Source organism: Aurantiacibacter luteus (genome assembly GCF_001010945.1).
GTDB lineage: Bacteria > Pseudomonadota > Alphaproteobacteria > Sphingomonadales > Sphingomonadaceae > Alteraurantiacibacter > Alteraurantiacibacter luteus.
Genome location: NZ_LBHB01000002.1, coordinates 306,055 through 326,782 on the forward strand (window position 1 = coordinate 306,055; position 20,728 = coordinate 326,782).

A 20,728-nucleotide genomic window follows, 5' to 3' on the forward strand; every position below is an offset into this window, starting at 1 on the left:
TCCACCGGAGAGAAAATTCCATGCGCATCGGCTGCCCCAAGGAAATCAAGAACCGCGAATACCGCGTCGGCCTGACGCCGGAGAGCGCGGGCGAGCTGGTCGCGCACGGGCACGAAGTCTTCATCGAAACGGGCGCGGGCGGAGGCATCGGCGCTTTCGATTCGCACTACACCGATCGCGGGGCAAAGGTCGTCCCCACGGCGGACGAGGTCTTCGAACAGGCCGAGATGGTGGTCAAGGTCAAGGAACCGCAGCCCGAGGAAATCGCCCGCCTGCGCGAAGGACAGGTGCTCTACACCTATCTGCACCTCGCCCCCGATCCGGAGCAGACAAGAGGCCTCGTCGAATCCGGGGCGACGGCGATCGCCTACGAAACGGTCACGAGCCCGCACGGCGGTCTGCCGCTGCTCAAGCCCATGAGCCAGGTGGCCGGGCGTATGAGCATCCAGGCGGGTGCGACGGCGCTTGAAAAGGCCCACGGCGGGCGCGGCGTGCTGCTGGGCGGCGTGCCGGGCGTTATGCCGGGCAAGGTCGTGATCATCGGCGGCGGCGTGGTCGGCTTCAACGCCGCGCAGATGGCCGCGGGCCTCGGCGCCGACACCGTCATCATGGATCTCAATCCCGAGGTGCTGGAAAAGGTCGGCACCCATTTCGAGGCGCGCGCCAGCACCCGCTTCGCCAGCCGCGCCAACATCGAGGAAGCCGTGGCCGAGGCGGACATGGTGGTGGGCGCGGTGCTGGTGCCCGGGGCCGCCGCACCCAAGCTCGTGACCCGCGCCATGCTGAAGACCATGAAGCCCGGCGCCGTGCTGGTGGACGTCGCCATCGACCAGGGCGGCTGCTTCGAGACGAGCCACGCCACTACCCACGACGAGCCGACCTACGTGGTCGACGACATCGTCCACTACTGCGTCGCCAACATGCCGGGCGCCGTCAGCCGCACCAGCACCTATGCGCTCAACAACGTGACCCTGCCGCACGCCCTGCGCATTGCCGACATGGGCTGGAAGCAGGCCATGCGTGCCGATCCGCACCTGGCGCAGGGTCTCAACGTCCACGCTGGCCGCGTGACCTATCCCGCCGTGGCGCAGGAACTGGGCTACGAGGCGCTGTCCATCGAGGATGCGATCGCCGGGTGATCGATCCGGAACGGATGGATTTTCGGCCGAGAGTTTAACGGACCACTAAGGCTAATGCGCTAACCCCGGACCGTTCCGGGGGAAACATTCTTGCAAATTGCGCGGAAAATTCTGGCGATCATGTGCCTCTTGGCGCTCCTCGCCGTGCCCGCCGCGCAGTCCGCAAGCGCCGCGGACCTTTCCCTTGCCGATCCCGCCGGCCGCTGGGCCACGCCCGGCTCGATCTGCCATGCCGAGCTGCGCGCGGGCGAAAGCGAAGCCGCCGTGGCCGCGACCGCTTCGCGCTGGACCTGCGATCAAGGCGACTGGCAGGCCGATGCCGAAACCATGCTGCTGCGCTTCGACATGCGCGGGCAATCGGTCGCCGATCCCGTCCTCACGCTCTCGAACAGGTTGTTCGACAGCCTGTCGATCACGGCGGCCAGCGAGAATGGCAATCTGCGCCGCGAAAATATGAGCGCGGACGACCTTTCTGTATCCAGCCCGGTCTGGCGCTTCACCCACGCGGTCGCCGTCCCGTCCGGCAGGCTCTCGGCGATCATCGTTCGCTTCGACGGGGTGCAGATCGCGCCCCGTCTCGCTCCCACGCGTATTTCGGACGGACAGCCCAGCGTGCCCATCGCCACGCTCGACCAGATCGTGGCCGCCCTTCTCGCCGGGCTCCTGCTCGCGCCGATCCTGTTCGACCTCGGCTTCCAACGCGTGCTGCGCAAGAGCTTCCCGCTCTATCACGCGCTGTTCTGCGCGATGGCTGTCGTGCAGACCCTGGCGGTCAGCGGACTGCTGACGTTGCTTCTCGGCGTCGGACAGGGCACGCAGCACGTCGTGGCGCAGCTCAGCTTCGACATGACCGTGGCAGCGGGCACCCTGTTTGCCGCCAGTTTCATCGAACGCGAGCAGCTGGGCGATCGTGGCCGCACGATCCTGCGGGCCATCGCCGTGCTCGCCGTTTCGCTCGGCATCGCGCGCCTGCTGCTGGCAGACGCCCTGGGCGTGGCAGTGATGCAGATCTACTACGGCGGATACGCGATCTTCATCGTGGGCCTGTGCGCGGCGCTGGCGCGGCCGCTGCGCGGGGCGAGCCGGGCCTTGCGGTTCGTGCTGCTTTCCTACCTGCCGCTGCTGGCCATCGGCATCGCCCGCATCGGTTCGGCCCTGACGACGAACATGGCCGATACCCTGCCGATGGTGCAGGCGCAGCACCTCGCACTCGCCTGGCAGATCACCGTCAGCGCCTTTGCCGTCGCCGACCGGTTCATGACTCTCAAGCGCGAGCGCGACAGGGCGCGCACCGCGGCCGAGGTGGCGGAGCGCGCGTCCGAACGAGATCCGCTGACGGGTCTGCTCAACCGGCGCGCGTTGCAGCGCAAGTACGCTGCACTGCGGGAGGAAGGGTTCACTACCCTGGCGGTGCTCGATCTCGACCACTTCAAGCGTGTAAACGACCGTCACGGCCATACCGTGGGCGACCAGGTGCTGAAATGCGTTGCCGAGGCTATCACCCCGTCGCACGGCGATACGATGGCCTTTCGCATGGGCGGCGAGGAATTCGTATTGCTGCTGCGCGGCGAGGATGCGCTATGCCGGGCCGAGGCCAAGCGCCGCTCCATCGCCGAGCGCATCGCCGAAAGCGGCCTGGTGGACACAGCCGTTACCGCCAGCATGGGGCTTGTCGAAGTGCCGCCCGGGACGCTGGCCGACACCGGGTTCGACGCGCTGTACGAACGCGCCGACCGATTGCTTTACGAGGCAAAGGCCGCCGGGCGCGACCGCACGATGTCCGAACGCCTGCGCGTGTTCCATCCGCGCCGGGGCGAGGACCGGCGCATCGCCGCCTGACGCGCGTTCAGGCCGGCATCCAGCCGCCCGCCGGCATGAACGGTGCCGCGACCTCGCTCGGCACACGCAGCAGCTTGCCGCTGGCCTTGTCCACCATCGCCCAGGTCGTCACCGCGCGCACCAGCTCGCGGCCCTTCTCGTCGGTGGCGGTGAAATAGCGGTCGAAGCGCGCCCCGCGCGGGCCTTGGCGGATTTCCGTGGTGGCGGTGACTGTCGCGCCCTCGGTCACATTGGCGCGGTAGTCGATCTCGTGCCGGGTCACGACCCAGGCATAGGCCTCGATGTCCTCGGGCCGGGCAATGGCCATCCAGTGGGCGACGGCGACCTCCTCCATCCAGCGCACATAGACGCCGTTGTTGACGTGGCCGTTGGCATCGATGTGCTCCGGCCCGGCGAGGAAGGTGAGTGTATGGGTGTTGCTCATCGAATGCGCTCCGTAAGCTGAATTTCCACCAGCACCCATCCCAGCCCATCGCGCCGGAAACGGTAGCGGTTGCCTCCGGGGCGGTCCGCCGGGATGGCGGTAAAGGAATCGAGGCCGCCGCGCTCGACCGACCAGTTCTCGGTAGTTTCGAGCGCGCGCGGCATGAAGCCTGCGGGATCGTCCTCGATTAGACCGTCCGGCAATCCCTCGCCCGCAGCGAATTGCCATTGGCCATAGGGTTCGAGCACCAGCAAGCGAACACTGCGCGGATGGGATAGGGCATCGAGCAAGACCTCGCGCGTGATCGGCGGGGGCAGGCCATGCGTGCTCGGCTCGGTCTGCCGCGCAAAGGCTGCGCGCAGCGCGAGGCGATCGTAGAGGGCGGCTATGTCGGCGGGATCGGCGTCAGGTTCGCTGAGCGCGGCGAGCGCGAGCCGCGGGGAAAGGACGTACCACGTCCCGGCCACCATGCTCGCGATTGCGGCCAGGACAACAATGACCCGGCCAGGTTTCAATCCTCGACCCCCAGCTGCCAGAGGATGAAGGCCACCTCTTCTGCCGTCTCGCGCAGGCCTTCCCAGCGGCCCGACTTGCCGCCGTGGCCGGCGCCCATGTTGGTCTTCAAGAGCATCACGTTGTCGTCGGTCTTCAGTTCGCGCAGCTTCGCGACCCACTTGGCGGGCTCCCAGTAGGTGACGCGCGGATCGGCGAGGCCGGCGGTCACCAGCATCGGCGGATAGGTCTGCGGGCTCACGTTGTCGTAGGGGCTGTAGCTGGCGATGTGCTCGAAGGCGGCCTTGTCCTCGATGGGATTGCCCCATTCCGGCCATTCGCCCGGCGTCAGCGGCAAGGTCTCGTCGAGCATGGTGTTGAGCACGTCCACGAACGGCACGTGCGCGACCACCGCCCCCCACAGCTCGGGTGCCTGGTTGACCACCGCGCCCATCAGCTCGCCCCCTGCCGAACCGCCGCTGGCCGAGATCCGTCCCTCGCTGGTGTAGCCCAGTTCGATCAGCCCGCGCGCCACGTCGACGAAATCATTGAAGGTGTTGGTCCGCGCCGCCAGCTTGCCACCGAGATACCACTCGCGCCCCAGGTCGTCCCCGCCGCGGATGTGCGCGATGGCGTAGGCGAAGCCGCGATCCACCAGGCTGAGGCGCGAGGTGGAAAAGCCCGGCGGCACGGCATAGCCGTAGGCGCCGTAGGCGTAGAGGTGCAGCGGCCCCGGCTTCTGGCGATCCTTCCGGTAAACCACGCTGACCGGCACCTTGGCCCCGTCCCGCGCTTCGATTTCAACCCGGTCCACCGCGTAGAGCGAGGCGTCGAAGCCGCTGGGGATCTCCTGCACCTTGCGCACCGTCAACTGCCGGCTGGCCACGTCATAGTCGTAGACGGTGTCGGGCGTCACCATCGACTGGTAGCCGAGGCGCAGCGTGTCCGTCGCCCACTCGGCATTGCTGCCGAGTCCGGCAGTGAAGCTCGCTTCGGGAAATTCGATGGTCTCGATGCGCGCCGGATCGTCGTAATAGCGCACCTCGGTCCGGTCGAGCCCAGCCAGCCGCCCGTCGACGACGTAGAAATCCTGGAACAGGTCGAAGCCGGTGATGTAGAACGCGTCCGATCCCTCGATCAGCGTCGTCCAGTCGGCTGGCGCAGCCAGCGGCGCGGTGGCGAGGCGGAAGTTGACGTGGGTGTCGTTGGCAAGGACGAACAGCGTCTCGCCGTGAATGTCGACGTCGTATTCGACGCCCTTCTCGCGCGCCCGCACCAGCAGCGGCTCGGCGAAAGGATCGGCGATGGGCAGCAGGCGCACCTCGCTCGTCTCGTTGTCGCCGGCGGAAAGGACCAGCCACTCGCGGTTCGACGAAAGGCCGAGCGAGGCGGTGAAGCCCAGCTGCGGCTCGTGGTAGATCTCCACGTCCTCGCTCTCGTCGGTGACGAGGCGGTGGACGAACAAGCGGTCCACCCGCCATTGCTCGTTGGCGCGGCCGTAGACGAGCATGGTGTCGTCCGCCGCCCAGATCAGCGAGGTGTTGGTCCTGGCGATGGTGTCGGGCAGGTATGCGCCGGTCTCGAGATCGACGATCCGCACGTCGTAGTATTCGCCGCCGGTGGTATCGACCGAATAGGCGAGCAGCCGCCCGCTCTCGCTGACCGATATGTCGCGCAGGGAGAAATACTCGTGCCCCTCGGCCAGCGCGGGGGCGTCGAGGATAAGCCGGCGCTCGTCGGTGCCGACCGGTCGGCGGTAGAACTTGCGGTACTGCCCGCCTTCCTCGAATTCGGACCAGTATTCCCACTCGCCATCCTTGTAGGGGACCGTGGAATCGTCCTCCTTGATGCGCGCCCGCATCTCGGCGAACAGCGCGTCGACCAGCCCCTTGTGGGGCGCCATCTCGGCCTCGAAATAGGCGTTCTCCGCCTTGACGTAGGCCAGCACCTCCTCGTCCGTCACCTCGGGATAGCCGGGATCGCGCAACCAGGCGTAATCGTCGGTGATTGTGATGCCGTGATGGGTGGTCGAGACGGGCCGTTTCGCAGCCACGGGGGGACGGGTGGAATGAGTCATCGAAGGGGCCTATGTAGGGCGAACGAAAGGACCGCAAGACATGCTGATGCAGACCCACGAAGCCCGCCTCTCCGCTCTCAGGGAGGAGCTCGCCCGCCGCGAACTCGATGGTTTCGTGGTGCCGATCAGCGACGAGCACCTGAGCGAGTACGTCGGCGCCTATGCCCAGCGCCTTAGCTGGCTGACGGGCTTCGGCGGATCGGCGGGCAGCGGGGTCGTGCTGCGCGAGCCGAGGGAAGGTCTCGGCGCGGCGATGTTCGTCGACGGGCGCTATACCATCCAGGTGCGCGACCAGGTCGACGGCAACCTTTTCGAATACAAGTCCGTCCCCGCCGATTCGATGGGCGACTGGGTGGCGGCCAGCGCCCGCGAGGGCGGACGCATCGGCTTCGACCCGTGGCTGCACACCCGCGGCTGGGCGCGCGCGATGGAAGCGCGGCTGAAGAAGGCGGGCATGGAGCTCGTCGCGGTCGAGAGCAATCCGATCGACGCCGTCTGGGCCGACCAACCCGAACCGAGCGCCGCCCCCGCCTTCGTCCATGACGACGAGCATGCGGGTCGCTCCAGCGCTGACAAGCGAGGGCAGATCGCCGACTGGCTGAAGGCCGAGAAGCTCGACGCGGTCGTCATCAGCGCGCTCGATTCGGTCGCCTGGACGCTCAACGTGCGGGGCAAGGACGTCGACCACACGCCCGTGGCGCTGAGCTACCTCATGGTGCAGGCCGACGGCACCGCCGACTGGTTCATCGCGCCCGAAAAGGTGACCGACGAGGTTGCGGCGAAACTCGGCAATGCTGTCCGCATCCGTCCGCGCGATGAATTTTCTGCCGCCTTCGCAGAGCTTGCCGGCAAGCGCGTCGCCGCCGATCCGGAGCGCAGCGTTTATGCCATTTTCGACCGGCTCGACGAGGTCGGAGCCGAGATCGTGACCGAGACCGATCCCGCCGTCCTGCCCAAGGCGATCAAGAACGAGGCCGAACAGCGCGGCCACCGCAGCGCGCAGGCGAGGGACGGTGCGGCCGTGGCGCGCTTCCTCCACTGGCTGGAGGGCGAGGCACCCAAGGGCATGCTGGACGAGCTGTCCGTCGCGGCGAAGCTGCACGACTATCGCAACGGCACGGGTGAGCTGCTCGACCTCTCGTTCGACACCATCAGCGGCGCGGGCTCCAACGGGGCCATCTGCCATTACCGCGTGAGTGAGGAGACGTGCCTGCCGCTCGCGCCGAACAGCGTCTACCTCGTCGATTCGGGTGGGCAGTACAAGGACGGCACCACCGACATCACGCGCACCGTGTGGGTCGGCCCCGATGCCCCGCCCGCCGAGGTGAAGGACCGCTTCACCCGCGTGCTGAAGGGCCACATTGCGCTCGACACGCAGGTCTTCCCCACCGGCACGCCGGGCAGCGCGCTCGACACGCTGGCGCGGCAGTTCCTGTGGATGGCGGGCCTCGACTACGCCCACGGCACCGGCCACGGCGTGGGCAGCTTTCTCGCCGTGCACGAAGGACCGCAGCGCATCGCCAAGGGGCGCGGCGCGCAGGCGGGGACCGACCAGCCGCTGATGGCGGGCATGATCCTCTCCAACGAGCCCGGCTACTACAAGACCGGCGAATACGGCATCCGCATCGAGAACCTGGTGCTGGTCGAGGAACGCCATATCGACGGGCAGGAAGGCGACTGGCTCGGCTTCGAGACGCTGACGCTGGTGCCGATCGACCGCACGCTGGTGGATCGCGACCTGCTTTCGCCCTTCGAGATCGATTGGTGGAACACCTACCACGCCAAGGTGCGCGATACGCTCGCTCCGCAGCTGGAGGGCGAGGATCTCACCTGGCTGGAGGCCGCCTGCGCGCCGCTGTAGTTCCGGCAGCAACGCGGGATGAATGACCCGGCCGGACCGCGACACAATGCGACAAAATTCCCCGTTACCGGCATAAAGCTGCGACAGGGCGGACGTAGAACGGATGGTGAGAGCAGCGGGGCGTTCCGCTCCCTCCCCTCCCCCCACGGACGCCCCGTTGCTCGAATTCTTTTGCCTCTCAGGAGACTTCGCATGAACCGCACAATTGCATTTGCCATCGCCGCCGCCACGCTCGCCGTCGGCGGCACGGCCGTTGCCCAGGATCGCGCCGCGCGCCCCGAGCGTGCCGAGCGCATGGCTGACATGACCCGCGCCCAGGCCGAGGCGCGCGCCGCCACTGCCTTTGCCCGCATGGATGCCAATTCCGACGGCACCTTAAATGCCGCCGACCGGGAGGCGCGGGCCCGCGCGCGCTTTGCCGAAATGGACACGAGCGGCGACGGGCTCCTCAGCTTCGAGGAAATGCAGGCCCACCGTTCCGAGGCGCGTGAGGATCGCGCCGAGCGCATGGGTGAGCGCCGGATGCGGCGCGGTGCCCGTGGCGGTGCTCATCACGCGATGATGGGCGGCCGCATGGGCGAAAACGCCTCGATGACCTCGGCCCAGTTCACCGCCGCCGCGCTCGCCCGCTTCGATGCCGCGGACGCGAACAACGACGGCACCGTCACCGCCGCCGAACGCCGCGCGCAGATGCAGGAGCGCCGAGGCCAGCGCGTGCAGCGTTCCGGGCAATAGGTGACGGAAACCCCCGTCAAGCTTCTCCTCGTCGACGACGAGGCCAGCCTCAGGCAGCCCTTGGCCGAGTATCTCTCGCGCCAGGGGTTCGCCGTTATCCAGGCTGAGGACGCCTCCAGGGCGCGCAGCGCGTTGCTGGAAGACGTCCCCGACCTCGTACTGCTGGACGTGATGATGCCGGGCGAGGGCGGGCTGTCGCTGTGCCGCCACTTGGTGGAAACGCGCGATCTGCCGGTCATCTTGCTGACGGCCAAGGGCGAGGCGACCGACCGCATCGTCGGGCTGGAGATCGGCGCCGACGATTACGTCGTCAAACCCTTCGAGCCGCGCGAGCTCGTCGCGCGCATTCGCTCGGTCCTGCGCCGGGCGAGCCGCGCCGTTCCCGCCGCCGCGGACGAGGATGCCGGTTATGCCTTCGATGGCTGGCAGCTCGATCCGCTTAAGCGACGCCTAACCGATCCCGATGGCACGGTGGTGCCGATCTCGACCGCCGAATTCCGCCTGCTCGTCGCCTTTCTCGACCATCCCCGGCAGGTGATGGACCGCGACCGCTTGCTCGACATGGTGCAGGGGCGCGAGGCGCACCTGTTCGACCGGGCGGTGGACAACCAGGTCAGCCGCCTTCGCCGCAAGATCGAGGCCGACAGCCGCGATCCCAAGCTCATCCAGACCGTCTGGGGCGGCGGCTACCGCCTCGCCTGCGACGTGACGCGCACCGCGCCGGCCGACTGACGCGATGCGGCTCTCCCCGCGCTCCTTGCAAGGTCAGATGCTGCTGGCGGTGGCGCTGGCGCTGCTGGCGGCGCAGGTCATTGCCGGCGTCTTCCTCTACCGCGCCGCCGCCGCGCGGGCCGAGGCCGAGGTGGTCAACGCGCTCGCATTCCAGATGATCGGCGACGTCCGCGATCCGCGGGCCCGCTGGCGCGAGCGCGGGGACGAACGGCGCGGCGGCTTTGCCCAGAGACGCAGGGCGCTGGCGCTATCGCTGATCGAGGATGGGCTGCAAGGACGCCGAGTGCGCGAGAGGGACCGCGAGCAAGCGCTGGCGGACGTGTTGCAATCGCAAGGTGTGGATACCGAGGACCTGATCGTCCTCGCCCCGATCGGTCCCGAAGAACGGCAGCGATTGCGCGGCGGGCGGCCGGGCAACGGCACCGCCATCGTTATCGCGGGGCTACGGGAAACCGGCGGCGAAAGCTGGCGCATCGCTGCGCACGAGTTGCCGCGCTTCACCGGCAATCCCCTGCGCGGTGTGCTGATCCAGACGCTGATCCTCTACGTCGTGCTGGTCGGCGGGCTGGCGCTGCTGCTGCGGCGCATCACCCGCCCGCTCGCGGCGCTCACCGCGCGGGTTGAGAACTTCGGCGGCAGCACCGTCGACGGCCCGCCGCTCGAGCCCTCCGGTCCCGACGATACCCGTCGCCTGATCGAGGCGCACGGGCGCATGGAGGCGCGCATCGCGGCCCTGCTCGACGAGAAGGACGTGATGCTGGGCGCCATCGGGCACGATCTCAAGACCCCGCTCGCCGCCCTGCGCGTGCGGATCGAGAGCGTGGAGGACGAGACGGAGCGCGCGCGCATGGCCGCGACCATCGAGGACATCACCCGATCGCTCGACGACATCCTCTCGCTCGCCCGCGTGGGGCGCCCGTCCGACCCACTCGAGCGGACGGATCTCGCCGCGCTGGTTGCCGGCGTGGTCGAGGAGTTCGAGGACATGGGCGAGCCTGTGGAGCTTGTCGCCAGCGAACGCATCGCGGCGCCGGTGCGCGCCACCTGGCTGCGGCGCGCGGTGCGTAACCTTGCCGGCAACGCGCTGCGCTATGGCGGCGCGGCGCGCATCGTCCTCGCGCGCGAGGGCAAGCAGGCCGTGATCCGCATCGAGGACGACGGACCCGGCATTCCCGAGGGCCAGATCGCCGCCATGCTGGAACCCTTCCAGCGCGGCGAGGCGAGCCGCAACCGCGAAACCGGCGGCGCGGGCCTCGGCCTCACGCTGGCCCGCGCCATCGCCGACCAGCACGGCGGCACGCTGACGCTGAGGAACCGCGAGGGCGGTGCGAGCGGTCTGGTGGCGGAGCTGCGGTTGCCGATTTGAACCAATTGTCAGCCCGGACGTGCTCCGGGCCCGTGCTGGTTTCTGCGAACTCGCCGAAGCAGCCTTGGCCCGGAACAGGTCCGGGCTGACATCTGGTTACCGCATCAAACCGCCCACGATGTTGCGCACGAATGCGTTGAGTCCGGTCCGCACGGGATCCGCGCTCGATCGGCGGCCCAGCGCCTTGGCCACCGCGATCGTCGTCAGCGAGCCGGCGGCCGCGCGCATCGCGCCCTTGCCCGCGGTCTCCCACATCGAAGGCGACTTGCGCTCTTGCTTGCCGACTTCCTCGCGGCCCTTTTCCTCGACCTCGACGGCAGTCTTCGCCGCGTCTGCGGCCTTCTGCGCCAGCACCTCGGCGGCGCTCTCGCGATCGACGCGCTCGTCGTACTTGCCCTGGAACGGGCTGGCCGACTGGATGATCGCCCGCTCGCGCGCATCGACCGGGCCGAGGCGACTGCGCGGCGGCTTGATCAGCGTGCGCTGGACGATAGTGGGCGCGCCCTCCTCGTCGAGCGTGGAGACCAGCGCCTCGCCCACCTTCAGCTCGGTGATCGCGGTCGCGACATCGAGCTCGGGGTTGATGCGAAAGGTCTCCGCCGCGGCGCGAATGGCGCGCTGGTCCTTCGGCGTGAAGGCGCGCAGGGCATGCTGCACGCGGTTGCCGAGCTGGCCGGCGACCTCCTCGGGAATGTCGATGGGGTTCTGCGTCACGAAATAGACGCCGACGCCCTTCGACCGGATCAGCCGCACGACCCGCTCGATCGTCTCCTGCAGCGCCTTGGGCGCGTCGTCGAACAAGAGGTGCGCCTCGTCGAAGAAGAAGACCAGCTTGGGCTTTTCCGGGTCGCCCACCTCGGGCAGCGTCTCGAACAGTTCGGCAAGCAGCCACAGCAGGAAGGTGGCGTAGAGCTTGGGGCTGCGCATCAGCTTGTCGGCGGCGAGCACGTTGACCATGCCGCGCCCGCGCTCGTCCATGCGCAGGAAATCCTCGATCTCCAGTGCCGGCTCGCCAAAGAAATGGTCCGCGCCCTGGCTCTCGAAGCTCAGCAGCTGGCGCTGGATCGCGCCGATGCTGGGCTTGGAGACGTTGCCGTAACTACCCGACAGTTCCTTGGTATTTTCATAGGACCACGCGAGCATGTCGCGCAGGTCCGCGAAATCGAGCAGCAGCAGCTGCCGCTCGTCGGCGGCGCGGAAGACGATCTGCAATACGCCCTCCTGCGTCTCGTTGAGGTCGAGCAGGCGGGCGAGGAGCAGCGGCCCCATCTCGCTGACCGTGGTGCGGATGGGATGGCCCTGCTCGCCGTAGAGGTCCCAGAACACCACCGGGTTGTCGGAATAGGCGTAGTCGGTCATGCCCAGCTCGGCGGCGCGCGCCTCCAGCTTGTCGGCGTGCTTGAACGCGGGCGAGCCCGGCATGGCTATGCCGGAGAGGTCGCCCTTCACGTCGGCCAGGAACACCGGCACGCCGGCGGCGGAAAAGCTCTCGGCCATGCCCTGCAAGGTCACCGTCTTGCCGGTGCCGGTCGCGCCCGCCACCAGCCCGTGCCGGTTGGCGCGGGCGAGGTCTAGCGCCTGCCGGTTGCCGTGAAGGTCGTTGCCGAGGAAGATATCCGCCATTGGTCTCTCGCGCCTATTCGATTGTTGCCCGATCCGGCGGCGAACCGTAGAGCCACGCCGATGGATGGCAAGACCCCCTTCGTCCTGCTCGACGATGCGCGTGCCCAGGGCGCGAGCGACGCGCACTTCTTCACCGCCCCGCGCGAGATCTTCGTGGCGCGCCAGCCGGACGAGGTCGAGCGGGTGTTGGCAGCAGCGGACGCGGCGCGGGTCGCGAGCGGCGGGCATCTGGCGGGCTATCTCGCCTACGAAGCGGGGCTGGCGCTGGAGGGCAGGCTGGCGCCGCTGGCCGCGGCGCGTGCCGGGGCTACGGGGCCGCTCGTCTGGCTCGGCCTGTTCGACGCGCCCGAGACCATTCCCGCCGTCGATATGCCGGGCTGGCTTGCCACCCGCGCCGATGGGTCGGCAGGGGGCGACATGGCGAGCATCGGCCCGCTCGATCCGCAGGTCTCGACCGGGGCCTATCTCGACGCCTTCGATGCGCTGCAGGAGGCGATCCGCGCGGGCGACATCTACCAGGCCAACCTGACCTTTCCCCTCGCCGGACCCGCTCGCGGCGATCCGCTGGCGCTCTACGCCGCGATCCGGCCCGCGGCGGCGGCGGGCTATGGCGGGATGGTCTTCGACGGGTCGCACTACCTGCTCAGCTTCAGCCCGGAGCTGTTCTTCGCGCTGCGTGGAGGGCAGGCCAAGGTGAAGCCGATGAAGGGCACCCGCCCGCGCGGGGGCGACAAGGCCGCCGACCTTGCCATGGCCGAGGACCTCAGCGCGTCGGTCAAGGACAAGGCCGAGAACCTGATGATCGTCGACCTGATGCGCAACGACCTGTCGCGGGTTGCGAAAGCGGGGACTGTGCGCGTCGAGCATCCCTTCGCGGTCGAGACCTATCCCACGCTCCACACCATGACGACGACCGTACTCGCCGAGCTGGAGGAAGGGCGCGGGGCGGTGGACATGCTGCGGGCGCTGTTCCCCTGTGGCTCGATCACCGGCGCGCCGAAGATCCGCGCGATGGAGCTGATCGAGGAAGCCGAGCGCGACGCGCGCGGGCCCTATTGCGGGGCCATCGGCCGGATCGCGCCCAGCGGCGATGCGGCCTTCAACGTCGCCATTCGCACCGTGCGCCTGACGCCGGGCGAGAACCAGCGGCACAAGGCGGTGCTGGGCGTGGGCGGCGCCATCGTCGCCGACAGCGACGGCATGGAGGAATGGCGCGAATGCCTCGTCAAGGGCGCCTTCGTGCGCGGCGCGGCGGGCGGGCATGACCTGATCGAGACCATGCGCTTCGATGCCGAAGCGGGCATCCCGTTGCTCGAACTGCATCTCGAACGGCTCAAGGCGAGCGCGGCGGAGCTCGGCTTTACCTTCGACCGGCACGAGACGCGCAACCGCATCCAGGCGCTGTGCTTCGAGCTGGAGCGCGATGCGAAAGTGCGGCTGGTGCTGGCGCGCAGCGGCGCGGTGACGCTGGAGAGCGCAGCGCTGCCGGAGCCGCTGGCCGAGCCGCTCGCATGCCTCGCCTTGCCGCATCCCACGGTGCCGGGCGACTGGCGGCTTCGGCACAAAAGCAGCGACCGCGGTTTTTACGAGGCCGCGCTCGAGGCGGCGCGCGAAGCCGGTTCCGGCGAGGCGATACTCGTGCGCGCCGACGGGCTCGTGACCGAGGGCAGCTGGACCAATGTTTTCGTGCGCGGCGCGGACGACGTCCTGCTCACCCCGCCCGCCGGTCTCGGCCTGTTGCCGGGCGTTTTGCGGAGTTCGCTGCTCGAAAGCGGCGAGGCGCGCGAAGCCGAGCTGACCCTGGACGATCTCGCCGGCGGGTTCCTCCTCGGCAACGCTCTTCGCGGGCTTATGGAGGCCCGCCTTTCCTGAACCGACTGCCCTGAGCTTGTCGAAGGGCTGCTTTTTCTTCATGCGCCGTGCTGACAAGCGAAGGACACCCCTTCGACAAGCTCAGGGTAATCGGACGTGAACATCCCCATCCTCTTCGAAGACGGCGAGGCGCTGATTATCGACAAGCCCGCAGGGCTGCCGATCGAACGCCCGCGCAGGGGCGGGGCGAGCCTCGAGGACCATCTCGAAAGTCTCAAGCTCGGCTTCCAGCGCGCCCCGCAGGCGGTCCACCGGCTCGACACCGATACCTCGGGCTGCCTTCTGCTGGCGCGCAATTCCAAGGCGTTGAAGCGCTTCAACGCCGCCTTCGAGGAGAAGCTGGTCGCCAAGACCTACCTCGGCATCGTAGCGGGGCCGGTGGCGGAGGACGAGGGCACCATCGATCTCGCGCTGAGCAAGATCAGCAGCGAGGCCAAGGGCTGGCGCATGATCGTGGCGAAGAAGGGCAAGCCTTCCGTCACCCACTGGACCAAGCGGGCCGAGCTTCCCGGCGGCCTGACGCTGGTCGAGTTTCGCCCCGAGACCGGTCGCACCCACCAGATTCGCGTCCATGCCGAGCACGCCTTCGGCCGCAGCCTGCTGGGCGATCCGGTCTATGGCCACAAGGACGCGCGCGTCACCCGCACCATGCTCCACGCCAGTGCGCTGAGCGTGCCGCGCGAAGGCAAGCCGCCAGTCGAGGCGAGCGCGCCGCTGCCCGCCGACTTCCTGGCGCTGGGGGCGGAGTAATGGGCGCGATCCTCGACCGGGCGCAGGCGCTGGCCGAGGAGAGCTTCGTCACTGCCTCCGGACCCGGAGGGCAGAACGTCAACAAGGTGGCGACCGCGGTGCAGCTGCGCGTCAACATCTACGCCTTGCGCCTGCCGCCCGCCGTGTTCCACCGGCTGACTGCGCTCGCCGGCAGCCGGCTCAACCAGGCGGGCGAGATCGTAATCGACGCGCGCAGCCACCGCACGCAGGAAGCCAACCGACGCGACGCGCGCGAGCGCTTGGCGGCGATGATCGGCGAGGCGCTGGTCGAACCCAAGAAACGCGCCAAGAGCCGCGTCAATCGCGTTGGCAAGGCGAAGCGGCTCGCGGGCAAGAAGGCGCACGGCGAAAAGAAGGCGTTGCGGGGCAAACTCGACCTCTAGGCCCGGCTTGACTTTTCCCCGATTCTCCACCATTGGCCCGGCACAAGAGGGCGGCGCCGTGCGTCGCCCCATGTTTTTTCGGGCAGCTACGCCCTTTTCAGATCGACGAGACGAACAATGGCGAAGCCCGCAACCATCAAGATCCGCCTGAACTCCACCGCGGACACCGGCCACTTCTACGTGACCAAGAAGAACCCGCGCAACCACACCGAGAAGTTCACCTTCCGCAAGTACGATCCGATCGCGAAGAAGCACGTCGAGTACAAGGAAGGCAAGATCAAGTGAGCCCACGCGGGCTGCGCCTGATCGCGCTCTCATCCTGAACCCCGGGAACAACCCGGGTTCAGAGGCGGTTCAACGCTCCAACGCCAGAAACCGGAGCATGAACATCTTGCCTAGCATCGTTGCCAGACTTGGCCGAATCCGCCCCGCCGCCGCGCTTTTCGCCGGCGTCGCCACCCTTGCCGTGCCCGCCTCGCTGGCGCTGCCGACCACGCCCGCTGTGGCGCAGAGCAGCCGGTCGCAGGCGAGCCAGCTCGACCGCGCGGTCGCCGCGCTCCGGGCGATCACCACCCTGCGCGCCGATTTCACCCAGACCGACCGTTCGGGCCGGAGCTATTCGGGCACGCTGACCCTGCGCAATCCGGGCCGCATCCGCTTCGAGTATTCGGGCGACGCCAACATGCTCGTCGTCTCCGACGGCCGTGCGCTCACCTTCGTCGATTACGAGGTCAACCAGGTCGAACGTTATCCGATCGGCGAATCGCCGCTGGGTGCGCTGCTCGACCCGAACCGCGACATGCGCCGTTATGGCGAGGTCCAGTCGGGCACGACCGATGGCGTGATCAGCGTGATGGTGCGCGATCCCAGCCACCCTGAATACGGTGTGTTCAACTTCATCTTCGTGCCGGATTCAGGGGCACCGGGCGGCCTGCGCCTTGCCAGCTGGGTCGCGCTCGATGCGCAGAACAACCGCACCACCGTGCGCCTGCGCAACCATCGCTACGGCATGAGCGTGCCCAACAGCACCTTCACCTATCGCGACCCGCGCCGCAGTTCGCGTCGTCCGGGCTGACGCGCCACGAACGACGGATTCGCGAAGCCCTGCGAGGGCATGATTTCGCTCCGTCGGCACAAACCCTCATCGCGGCGGCGACTCGTTGTAAGTTTGCGACAAGTCGCCGCCGTTATTCGTTGGCCCGACAGCTCGAATTCCCTATTTTCAACCCTTCAGGACGAGCGGTGAGGCGGGTTTCCCCCCTGTTGCCCTAGCTTCGTTATTCCGCCGCCTGATGGAAGCGTGACGAACGCTCGAAAAGGAAACCCCCGTCGCAATGCCCCCGCGACGGGGGTTTTTTTATCCGCGCCGCACCTCTAGGTGCAGGCCATGGTCTCCGTCGCTACCTGGAACATCAATTCAGTCCGCCTGCGGATGCCGCTGGTCGAGCGCTTTCTCGCCGAGCAGGCACCCGACGTGCTGTGCCTGCAGGAGATCAAGTGCCAGGAGCACCAGTTTCCGGCCAAGGCATTCGCCGACCTCGGATACGTCCACCAGGCCATTCACGGGCAGAAGGGCTACCACGGCGTCGCCACGGTCAGCCGCCTGCCGTTTCGCGAATTCTCCCGCCACGACTGGCAGGACAACGGCGAGGCGCGGCACGTGGGGGTCGAGCTGCCCGATCACGACGGCCTGATCGTCGAGAACGTCTACATCCCCGCAGGCGGCGACGAGCCCGACCGCGAGAAGAACCCCAAGTTCGGCCAGAAACTCGACTTCCTCGAACGCATGACGCGCTGGGCCGAGGCGATCGACCGGCCCACGCTGCTGGTCGGCGACTTCAACGTCGCCCCGCTCGACTGCGACGTCTACGACCACAAGGCGCTTCTGAAGGTCGTCAGCCATACGCCCATCGAGGTCGAGACGCTGGGCCTGCTGCAGGGCGCGCACGGGTGGGTGGACTTGGGCCGCAAGCATATCCCCGCGCCCGAGCGCAACTACTCCTGGTGGTCCTACCGCACCTACTGGCAGGGCAAGGACCGCGGACGACGCCTCGACCACATGTGGGCCAGCCCCGATCTCGCGGCGCAGAGCCGGGTGCACACCATCGCCGAGCATACCCGCAACTGGGAGCAGCCCAGCGACCACGTACCGCTCGTGACCGAGTTCGACCTCTGACCACGCCCTCCCCCACCCGGCGCGTGGCGCAGGCCATCGACGCGCTGCGGCACGGCTGGCCGATCCGGGTGGGAGAGGCGCCGGTGCTGCTGCCGGTCGAGACCGCGCCGCTGCCCGAAGCGCGCGCCACGCGCCTCCTCATCTCCGCCGCGCGGGCCGAAACGCTGCGCCTCACCAACCAGCGCGCCGCCGCGGATGGACACTCGCCCGTGCTGATCCGCGCCGCCGAGCCGCTAGGCCTCGCCGAGGCATTTCCAGTGGCCGATCCGGCGCGCGATCTCGACAATCCGCTCAAGGGCCCGTTCGCTGCCGAGGCGCTGGCCTGGCGCGAGGCCGCCGTCGTCGCGCTGCAGCTGGCGCGCATAGCCGGGGTGCTGCCCGCCTTTCTCGTCGATGCCGCGGGCGCGGGCGAGGCGGTCACGCTGGAGCCGGGCGACCTCGCGACGTGGAGCGATTCTGCAAACCTGCGCGTCGCCACCCGCGCGCGCCTGCCGATAGCGGCGGATGAGGAGGCAGAGATTGTCGCCTTTCGCGCCATCGATGACATGCGCGAGCACGTCGCGCTGATCCTCGGCCAACAGACCTCGGATCGCGCTCCGTTGGTGCGCCTGCATTCCGAATGCCTGACGGGCGATGTCTTCTCCAGCCTCAAGTGCGATTGCGGCCCGCAGCTCGATGCCGCGCTGGCGGCCATGAGCGCGGAGGCGGCGGCGGGCGGCTGGGGGATACTGCTGTATTTGCGGCAGGAAGGGCGCGGCATCGGCCTCGTCAACAAGCTGCGCGCCTACCGCTTGCAGGACGAGGGGCTCGACACGCTCGAGGCCAATCGCAGTCTCGGCCTGCCGGAGGAAGCGCGCGACTTCCCGCTGGCGGCGCGGATGCTCGATCTGCTGGGCGTGCGCGCGATCCGGCTGATGACTAACAATCCGGCCAAGGTCGAGGCGCTTCAGAAGGCGGGGGTGACCGTCGCCGAGCGCGTGCCGCACCAGCTCCCCGCCAATCCGCACAACCACCGCTACCTCGAAACCAAGCGCGACCGCGCCGGGCATTTGCTGACCTAGAGCCAGCGACCGATCGCCTGTCCCATGCGGACGGTATCGCCAGCGGCTAGACCCTCGTCCCATTCCACGCGTCCCGGCTCGAACAGCAGGACCACGGTGGAGCCGAGAAAAAAGCGGCCCATTTCGTCGCCCGCGGCAAACTCGTGCTCGCCGTCGGCGTAGGTGCGGTGGCGCAGGGTGCGGGCGTGGGCCTCTTCGCGCCCACCCCAGACGGTCTCGATACCGGCGACGATCATCGCACCCACCATGACGCTGGCGAACATGCCATGCGGCCCGTCGAACAGGCAGGCGAGCCGCTCGTTGCGGGCGAAGAGGTCGTCGACGTTCTCGGCGTTCACCTGGTTCACGCTGAAGAGGTCGCCGGGGACGTAGATGCTGCCCAGCAGCTCGCCCGCGGCAGGCATGTGGACCCGGTGGTAGTCCTTCGGGCTCAGGTAGATCGTGGCGAAGCTGCCACCCTCGAACCTGCGCGCGAGGTCCTCGTCGCCGCCGAGCAGTTGCGCGGCGGTGAAGTGACGGCCCTTGGCCTGGAATATGCGTCCCTCGGTGACGGTGCCGATCTGGCTGACCGCGCCGTCGGCTGGGCTCAAGACGTGGGTCGCGGCATCTGCCAGCGGGCGCGCGCCGGGTTTGAGTTCGCGGGTGAAGAAGTCGTTGAAGCTGGCGTATTCGCCGAGCGGCCGCGCGGCCTCGCTCATGTCGACGTCGTAGGCATCGACGAAGAGGCGGATCAGGCGGTCGCGCAACCACGGCGTCTCGCTGCCGGCAAAGCGCCCGGCGAGGCGGGAGACGGCATGGTGCGGGGCGAGGTGCTGGAAGGCGATGAAGGGCCTGCTCATCAGCGCAGCTGACTGTCCTTGGAGCCGCGCCGGTTGATCGCCGAGTGGCGCACCGCGGCATCGCGGCCGGACTTGCACGCGACGCAGGTGCGGACACCGGGCACAGCCACGCGGCGTGCCTCGGGAATGTCCTCCCCGCACACGTCGCACCACTTCGCGCTCTCGCCGCGCGGCATGCGCGCCCGAGCCGCAGCCACGGCATCGTTCACGCTATCGTCGATCTGGTCCTGCACCGCGCCATCGCGCGACCATCCACCTGCCATGAAAAGCTCCTTCGCCCTTGGTAACCCACGGGCGCGCTCTGGCGTTCCTGCCTAACGGATGCGCTCGTAGCGGGTCAGCCGGCGATCCAGCGTATTCTCGCCCACGCCCGCGACCTCGCCCGACCAGTCGGCCACGAAGATCGAGTTGCGGTCGACGCCGGTGGCGAAGCGCGCGTCGTTGCCCACCACGGTCAGGTCGCGGCTCGGATGGTCGCGGCCCTCGGCGGCGACGGCGATGAAGGCGGAGTAATTCTCCTTGTCCGCGCCCTGCACGAACCAGTTGTTGCTGATCTGCCCCTCGGCCCCGCCGGGCAGGTCGATCATGTAGTTGGTGGCGCGGCCCGCGGCATCGTCGAAGCTGTTGGCCGCCACCTCCACCCGCGCCGCGCGCGATTTGAGGTAATGCCCGCCGCGCCCCTGCTCGAAGCGGCTGCGGGTGACGCGCAGATGGCCGATGTCGCCGGTGTAGATGGAATGCGCGCAGCCGCCCGGCCCCTCGCAGGTGCCGAGGCGGGTGAAGGTGGAGCGATCGACCACCATCGTCGCCGTGTCGTCCTGCGCTGTGAGGATGCCCTGCTGGCTGTCGCGGAACCAGCTTTCGGCCACGGTCAGGTCGCCCTGTTCCAACCGGATGCCGGCGCCGTTGAAATCGGGGACGCGCATGTTCTCGAACACCAGCCCCGCGACCTCGGCCCCGCGCCCGCGCAGCACGAGCGCGGCCTTGCCCTCGCAGGTCACGCCGTCGAAAACGGCCGAGCCGGGCTCGGTCGCGAGATAGGAGACGATGCCGCGCTCCTGCACCGCGCACTGCTGGTGGCGGCCGGGCGCGATGGCCACGGTGCCCCGGTTGTCCCCGATGGCATCGACCGCATCCTGCAGCCGGTCATAGCCGCGGCCGGTCTCCACGACCGTATAGGGCGATGCGGCCCCTTGCGCGAACAGGGCGGCGGCGGGAATGGCGGCGACCGCCAGAACGGCCAGCGCCAGGGTCGCCTTCATGCGCAGCGCGGCGTGGTTCGAGCGGATAACCTTGGTCACCATGCCCGCAGGCGTAGCGCAACAGGGTTAACAAGCC

20 protein-coding genes are annotated in these 20,728 nt (G+C 68.5%); 13 read left to right on the top strand and 7 right to left on the bottom strand.

The annotated features are described in order from the left end of the window. Window positions 1–20 precede the first annotated feature (20 nt). Entirely contained in the window at window positions 21–1,139 is a 1,119-nt protein-coding gene (ald, locus tag AAW00_RS07890; protein WP_047003828.1) for an alanine dehydrogenase, read from the top strand. 129 nt (window positions 1,140–1,268) lie between these two features. After that, the gene (locus AAW00_RS07895; protein WP_162199422.1) at window positions 1,269–2,978 is read left to right on the top strand and encodes a GGDEF domain-containing protein; all 1,710 of its coding nucleotides are present in this window, start codon (window positions 1,269–1,271) and stop codon (window positions 2,976–2,978) included. A 7-nt stretch (window positions 2,979–2,985) separates the two neighbouring features. Here the strand turns inward: AAW00_RS07895 and AAW00_RS07900 are convergent, their stop codons facing one another. The 3 genes from AAW00_RS07900 to AAW00_RS07910 are packed head-to-tail and all read right to left on the bottom strand — an operon-like array spanning window position 2,986 to window position 5,971. Next, window positions 2,986–3,402 (bottom strand): acyl-CoA thioesterase, encoded by a 417-nt coding sequence (locus tag AAW00_RS07900; RefSeq protein ID WP_047003830.1) that lies wholly within the window; start codon window positions 3,400–3,402, stop codon window positions 2,986–2,988. Next, a complete protein-coding gene (locus AAW00_RS07905) occupies window positions 3,399–3,872 on the bottom strand; it encodes a hypothetical protein (protein ID WP_047003831.1) in 474 nt (157 codons plus the stop codon). The genes AAW00_RS07900 and AAW00_RS07905 overlap by 4 nt, the downstream gene beginning before the upstream one ends. 41 nt (window positions 3,873–3,913) lie before the next feature. Then, window positions 3,914–5,971: a S9 family peptidase gene (locus AAW00_RS07910; protein ID WP_047003832.1), complete on the bottom strand. Its 2,058-nt coding sequence runs from the start codon at window positions 5,969–5,971 to the stop codon at window positions 3,914–3,916. A 40-nt stretch (window positions 5,972–6,011) separates the two neighbouring features. Here AAW00_RS07910 and AAW00_RS07915 point away from each other — a divergent pair, with 40 nt between their 5' ends. The 4 genes from AAW00_RS07915 (at window position 6,012) to AAW00_RS07930 (ending at window position 10,665) form a co-directional block, all read left to right on the top strand. Continuing rightward, window positions 6,012–7,832: an aminopeptidase P family protein gene (locus AAW00_RS07915; RefSeq protein WP_047003833.1), complete on the top strand. Its 1,821-nt coding sequence runs from the start codon at window positions 6,012–6,014 to the stop codon at window positions 7,830–7,832. Between the two features lie 192 nt (window positions 7,833–8,024). After that, window positions 8,025–8,567: a hypothetical protein gene (locus AAW00_RS07920; RefSeq protein ID WP_052761846.1), complete on the top strand. Its 543-nt coding sequence runs from the start codon at window positions 8,025–8,027 to the stop codon at window positions 8,565–8,567. Continuing rightward, window positions 8,568–9,299 carry a response regulator gene (locus AAW00_RS07925; RefSeq protein ID WP_047003834.1) on the top strand — a complete coding sequence of 244 codons (732 nt, stop codon included), beginning with the start codon at window positions 8,568–8,570 and terminating at the stop codon, window positions 9,297–9,299. It abuts the gene before it with no gap. A gap of 4 nt (window positions 9,300–9,303) precedes the next feature. Beyond that, window positions 9,304–10,665, top strand: a complete 1,362-nt coding sequence (locus tag AAW00_RS07930; protein ID WP_047003835.1) for a sensor histidine kinase — start codon at window positions 9,304–9,306, stop codon at window positions 10,663–10,665. Between the two features lie 96 nt (window positions 10,666–10,761). Here AAW00_RS07930 and AAW00_RS07935 read toward each other — a convergent pair whose 3' ends face one another. Further along, window positions 10,762–12,414, bottom strand: coding sequence for a helicase HerA-like domain-containing protein (locus tag AAW00_RS07935; RefSeq protein ID WP_277619338.1), 1,653 nt, complete (start codon window positions 12,412–12,414; stop codon window positions 10,762–10,764). Here AAW00_RS07935 and pabB point away from each other — a divergent pair. The 7 genes from pabB (at window position 12,349) to ribA (ending at window position 18,551) form a co-directional block, all read left to right on the top strand. Then, window positions 12,349–14,160 (top strand): aminodeoxychorismate synthase component I, encoded by a 1,812-nt coding sequence (gene pabB / locus AAW00_RS07940; RefSeq protein WP_047003837.1) that lies wholly within the window; start codon window positions 12,349–12,351, stop codon window positions 14,158–14,160. The two genes, AAW00_RS07935 and pabB, sit on opposite strands and share 66 nt — an antisense overlap. 96 nt (window positions 14,161–14,256) lie before the next feature. After that, window positions 14,257–14,910 carry an RluA family pseudouridine synthase gene (locus AAW00_RS07945; protein ID WP_047003838.1) on the top strand — a complete coding sequence of 218 codons (654 nt, stop codon included), beginning with the start codon at window positions 14,257–14,259 and terminating at the stop codon, window positions 14,908–14,910. Further along, window positions 14,910–15,314 (top strand): alternative ribosome rescue aminoacyl-tRNA hydrolase ArfB, encoded by a 405-nt coding sequence (gene arfB / locus AAW00_RS07950; protein ID WP_047003839.1) that lies wholly within the window; start codon window positions 14,910–14,912, stop codon window positions 15,312–15,314. The genes AAW00_RS07945 and arfB overlap by 1 nt, the downstream gene beginning before the upstream one ends. Window positions 15,315–15,431: 117 nt before the next feature. Further along, window positions 15,432–15,599, top strand: a complete 168-nt coding sequence (gene rpmG / locus AAW00_RS07955) for a 50S ribosomal protein L33 (protein WP_047003840.1) — start codon at window positions 15,432–15,434, stop codon at window positions 15,597–15,599. Between the two features lie 97 nt (window positions 15,600–15,696). Beyond that, window positions 15,697–16,389 carry a LolA family protein gene (locus tag AAW00_RS07960; RefSeq protein ID WP_082124988.1) on the top strand — a complete coding sequence of 231 codons (693 nt, stop codon included), beginning with the start codon at window positions 15,697–15,699 and terminating at the stop codon, window positions 16,387–16,389. 312 nt (window positions 16,390–16,701) lie between these two features. Further along, a complete protein-coding gene (locus AAW00_RS07965; RefSeq protein ID WP_047003841.1) occupies window positions 16,702–17,490 on the top strand; it encodes an exodeoxyribonuclease III in 789 nt (262 codons plus the stop codon). Between the two features lie 23 nt (window positions 17,491–17,513). Then, window positions 17,514–18,551, top strand: coding sequence for a GTP cyclohydrolase II (gene ribA / locus AAW00_RS07970; protein WP_047003842.1), 1,038 nt, complete (start codon window positions 17,514–17,516; stop codon window positions 18,549–18,551). On the opposite strand, the gene asd is transcribed toward ribA, so the two are convergent. From asd to AAW00_RS07985, 3 genes are read right to left on the bottom strand one after another with little or no spacing between them, the layout of a single operon-like run. Further along, entirely contained in the window at window positions 18,548–19,390 is an 843-nt protein-coding gene (gene asd, locus AAW00_RS07975) for an archaetidylserine decarboxylase (RefSeq protein ID WP_047003843.1), read from the bottom strand. The two genes, ribA and asd, sit on opposite strands and share 4 nt — an antisense overlap. Beyond that, window positions 19,390–19,653 carry a DksA/TraR family C4-type zinc finger protein gene (locus tag AAW00_RS07980; RefSeq protein ID WP_047003844.1) on the bottom strand — a complete coding sequence of 88 codons (264 nt, stop codon included), beginning with the start codon at window positions 19,651–19,653 and terminating at the stop codon, window positions 19,390–19,392. Before AAW00_RS07980 ends, asd begins: the two co-directional genes overlap by 1 nt. A gap of 51 nt (window positions 19,654–19,704) precedes the next feature. After that, window positions 19,705–20,694, bottom strand: coding sequence for a hypothetical protein (locus AAW00_RS07985; protein WP_047003845.1), 990 nt, complete (start codon window positions 20,692–20,694; stop codon window positions 19,705–19,707). Window positions 20,695–20,728: the final 34 nt, after the last annotated feature.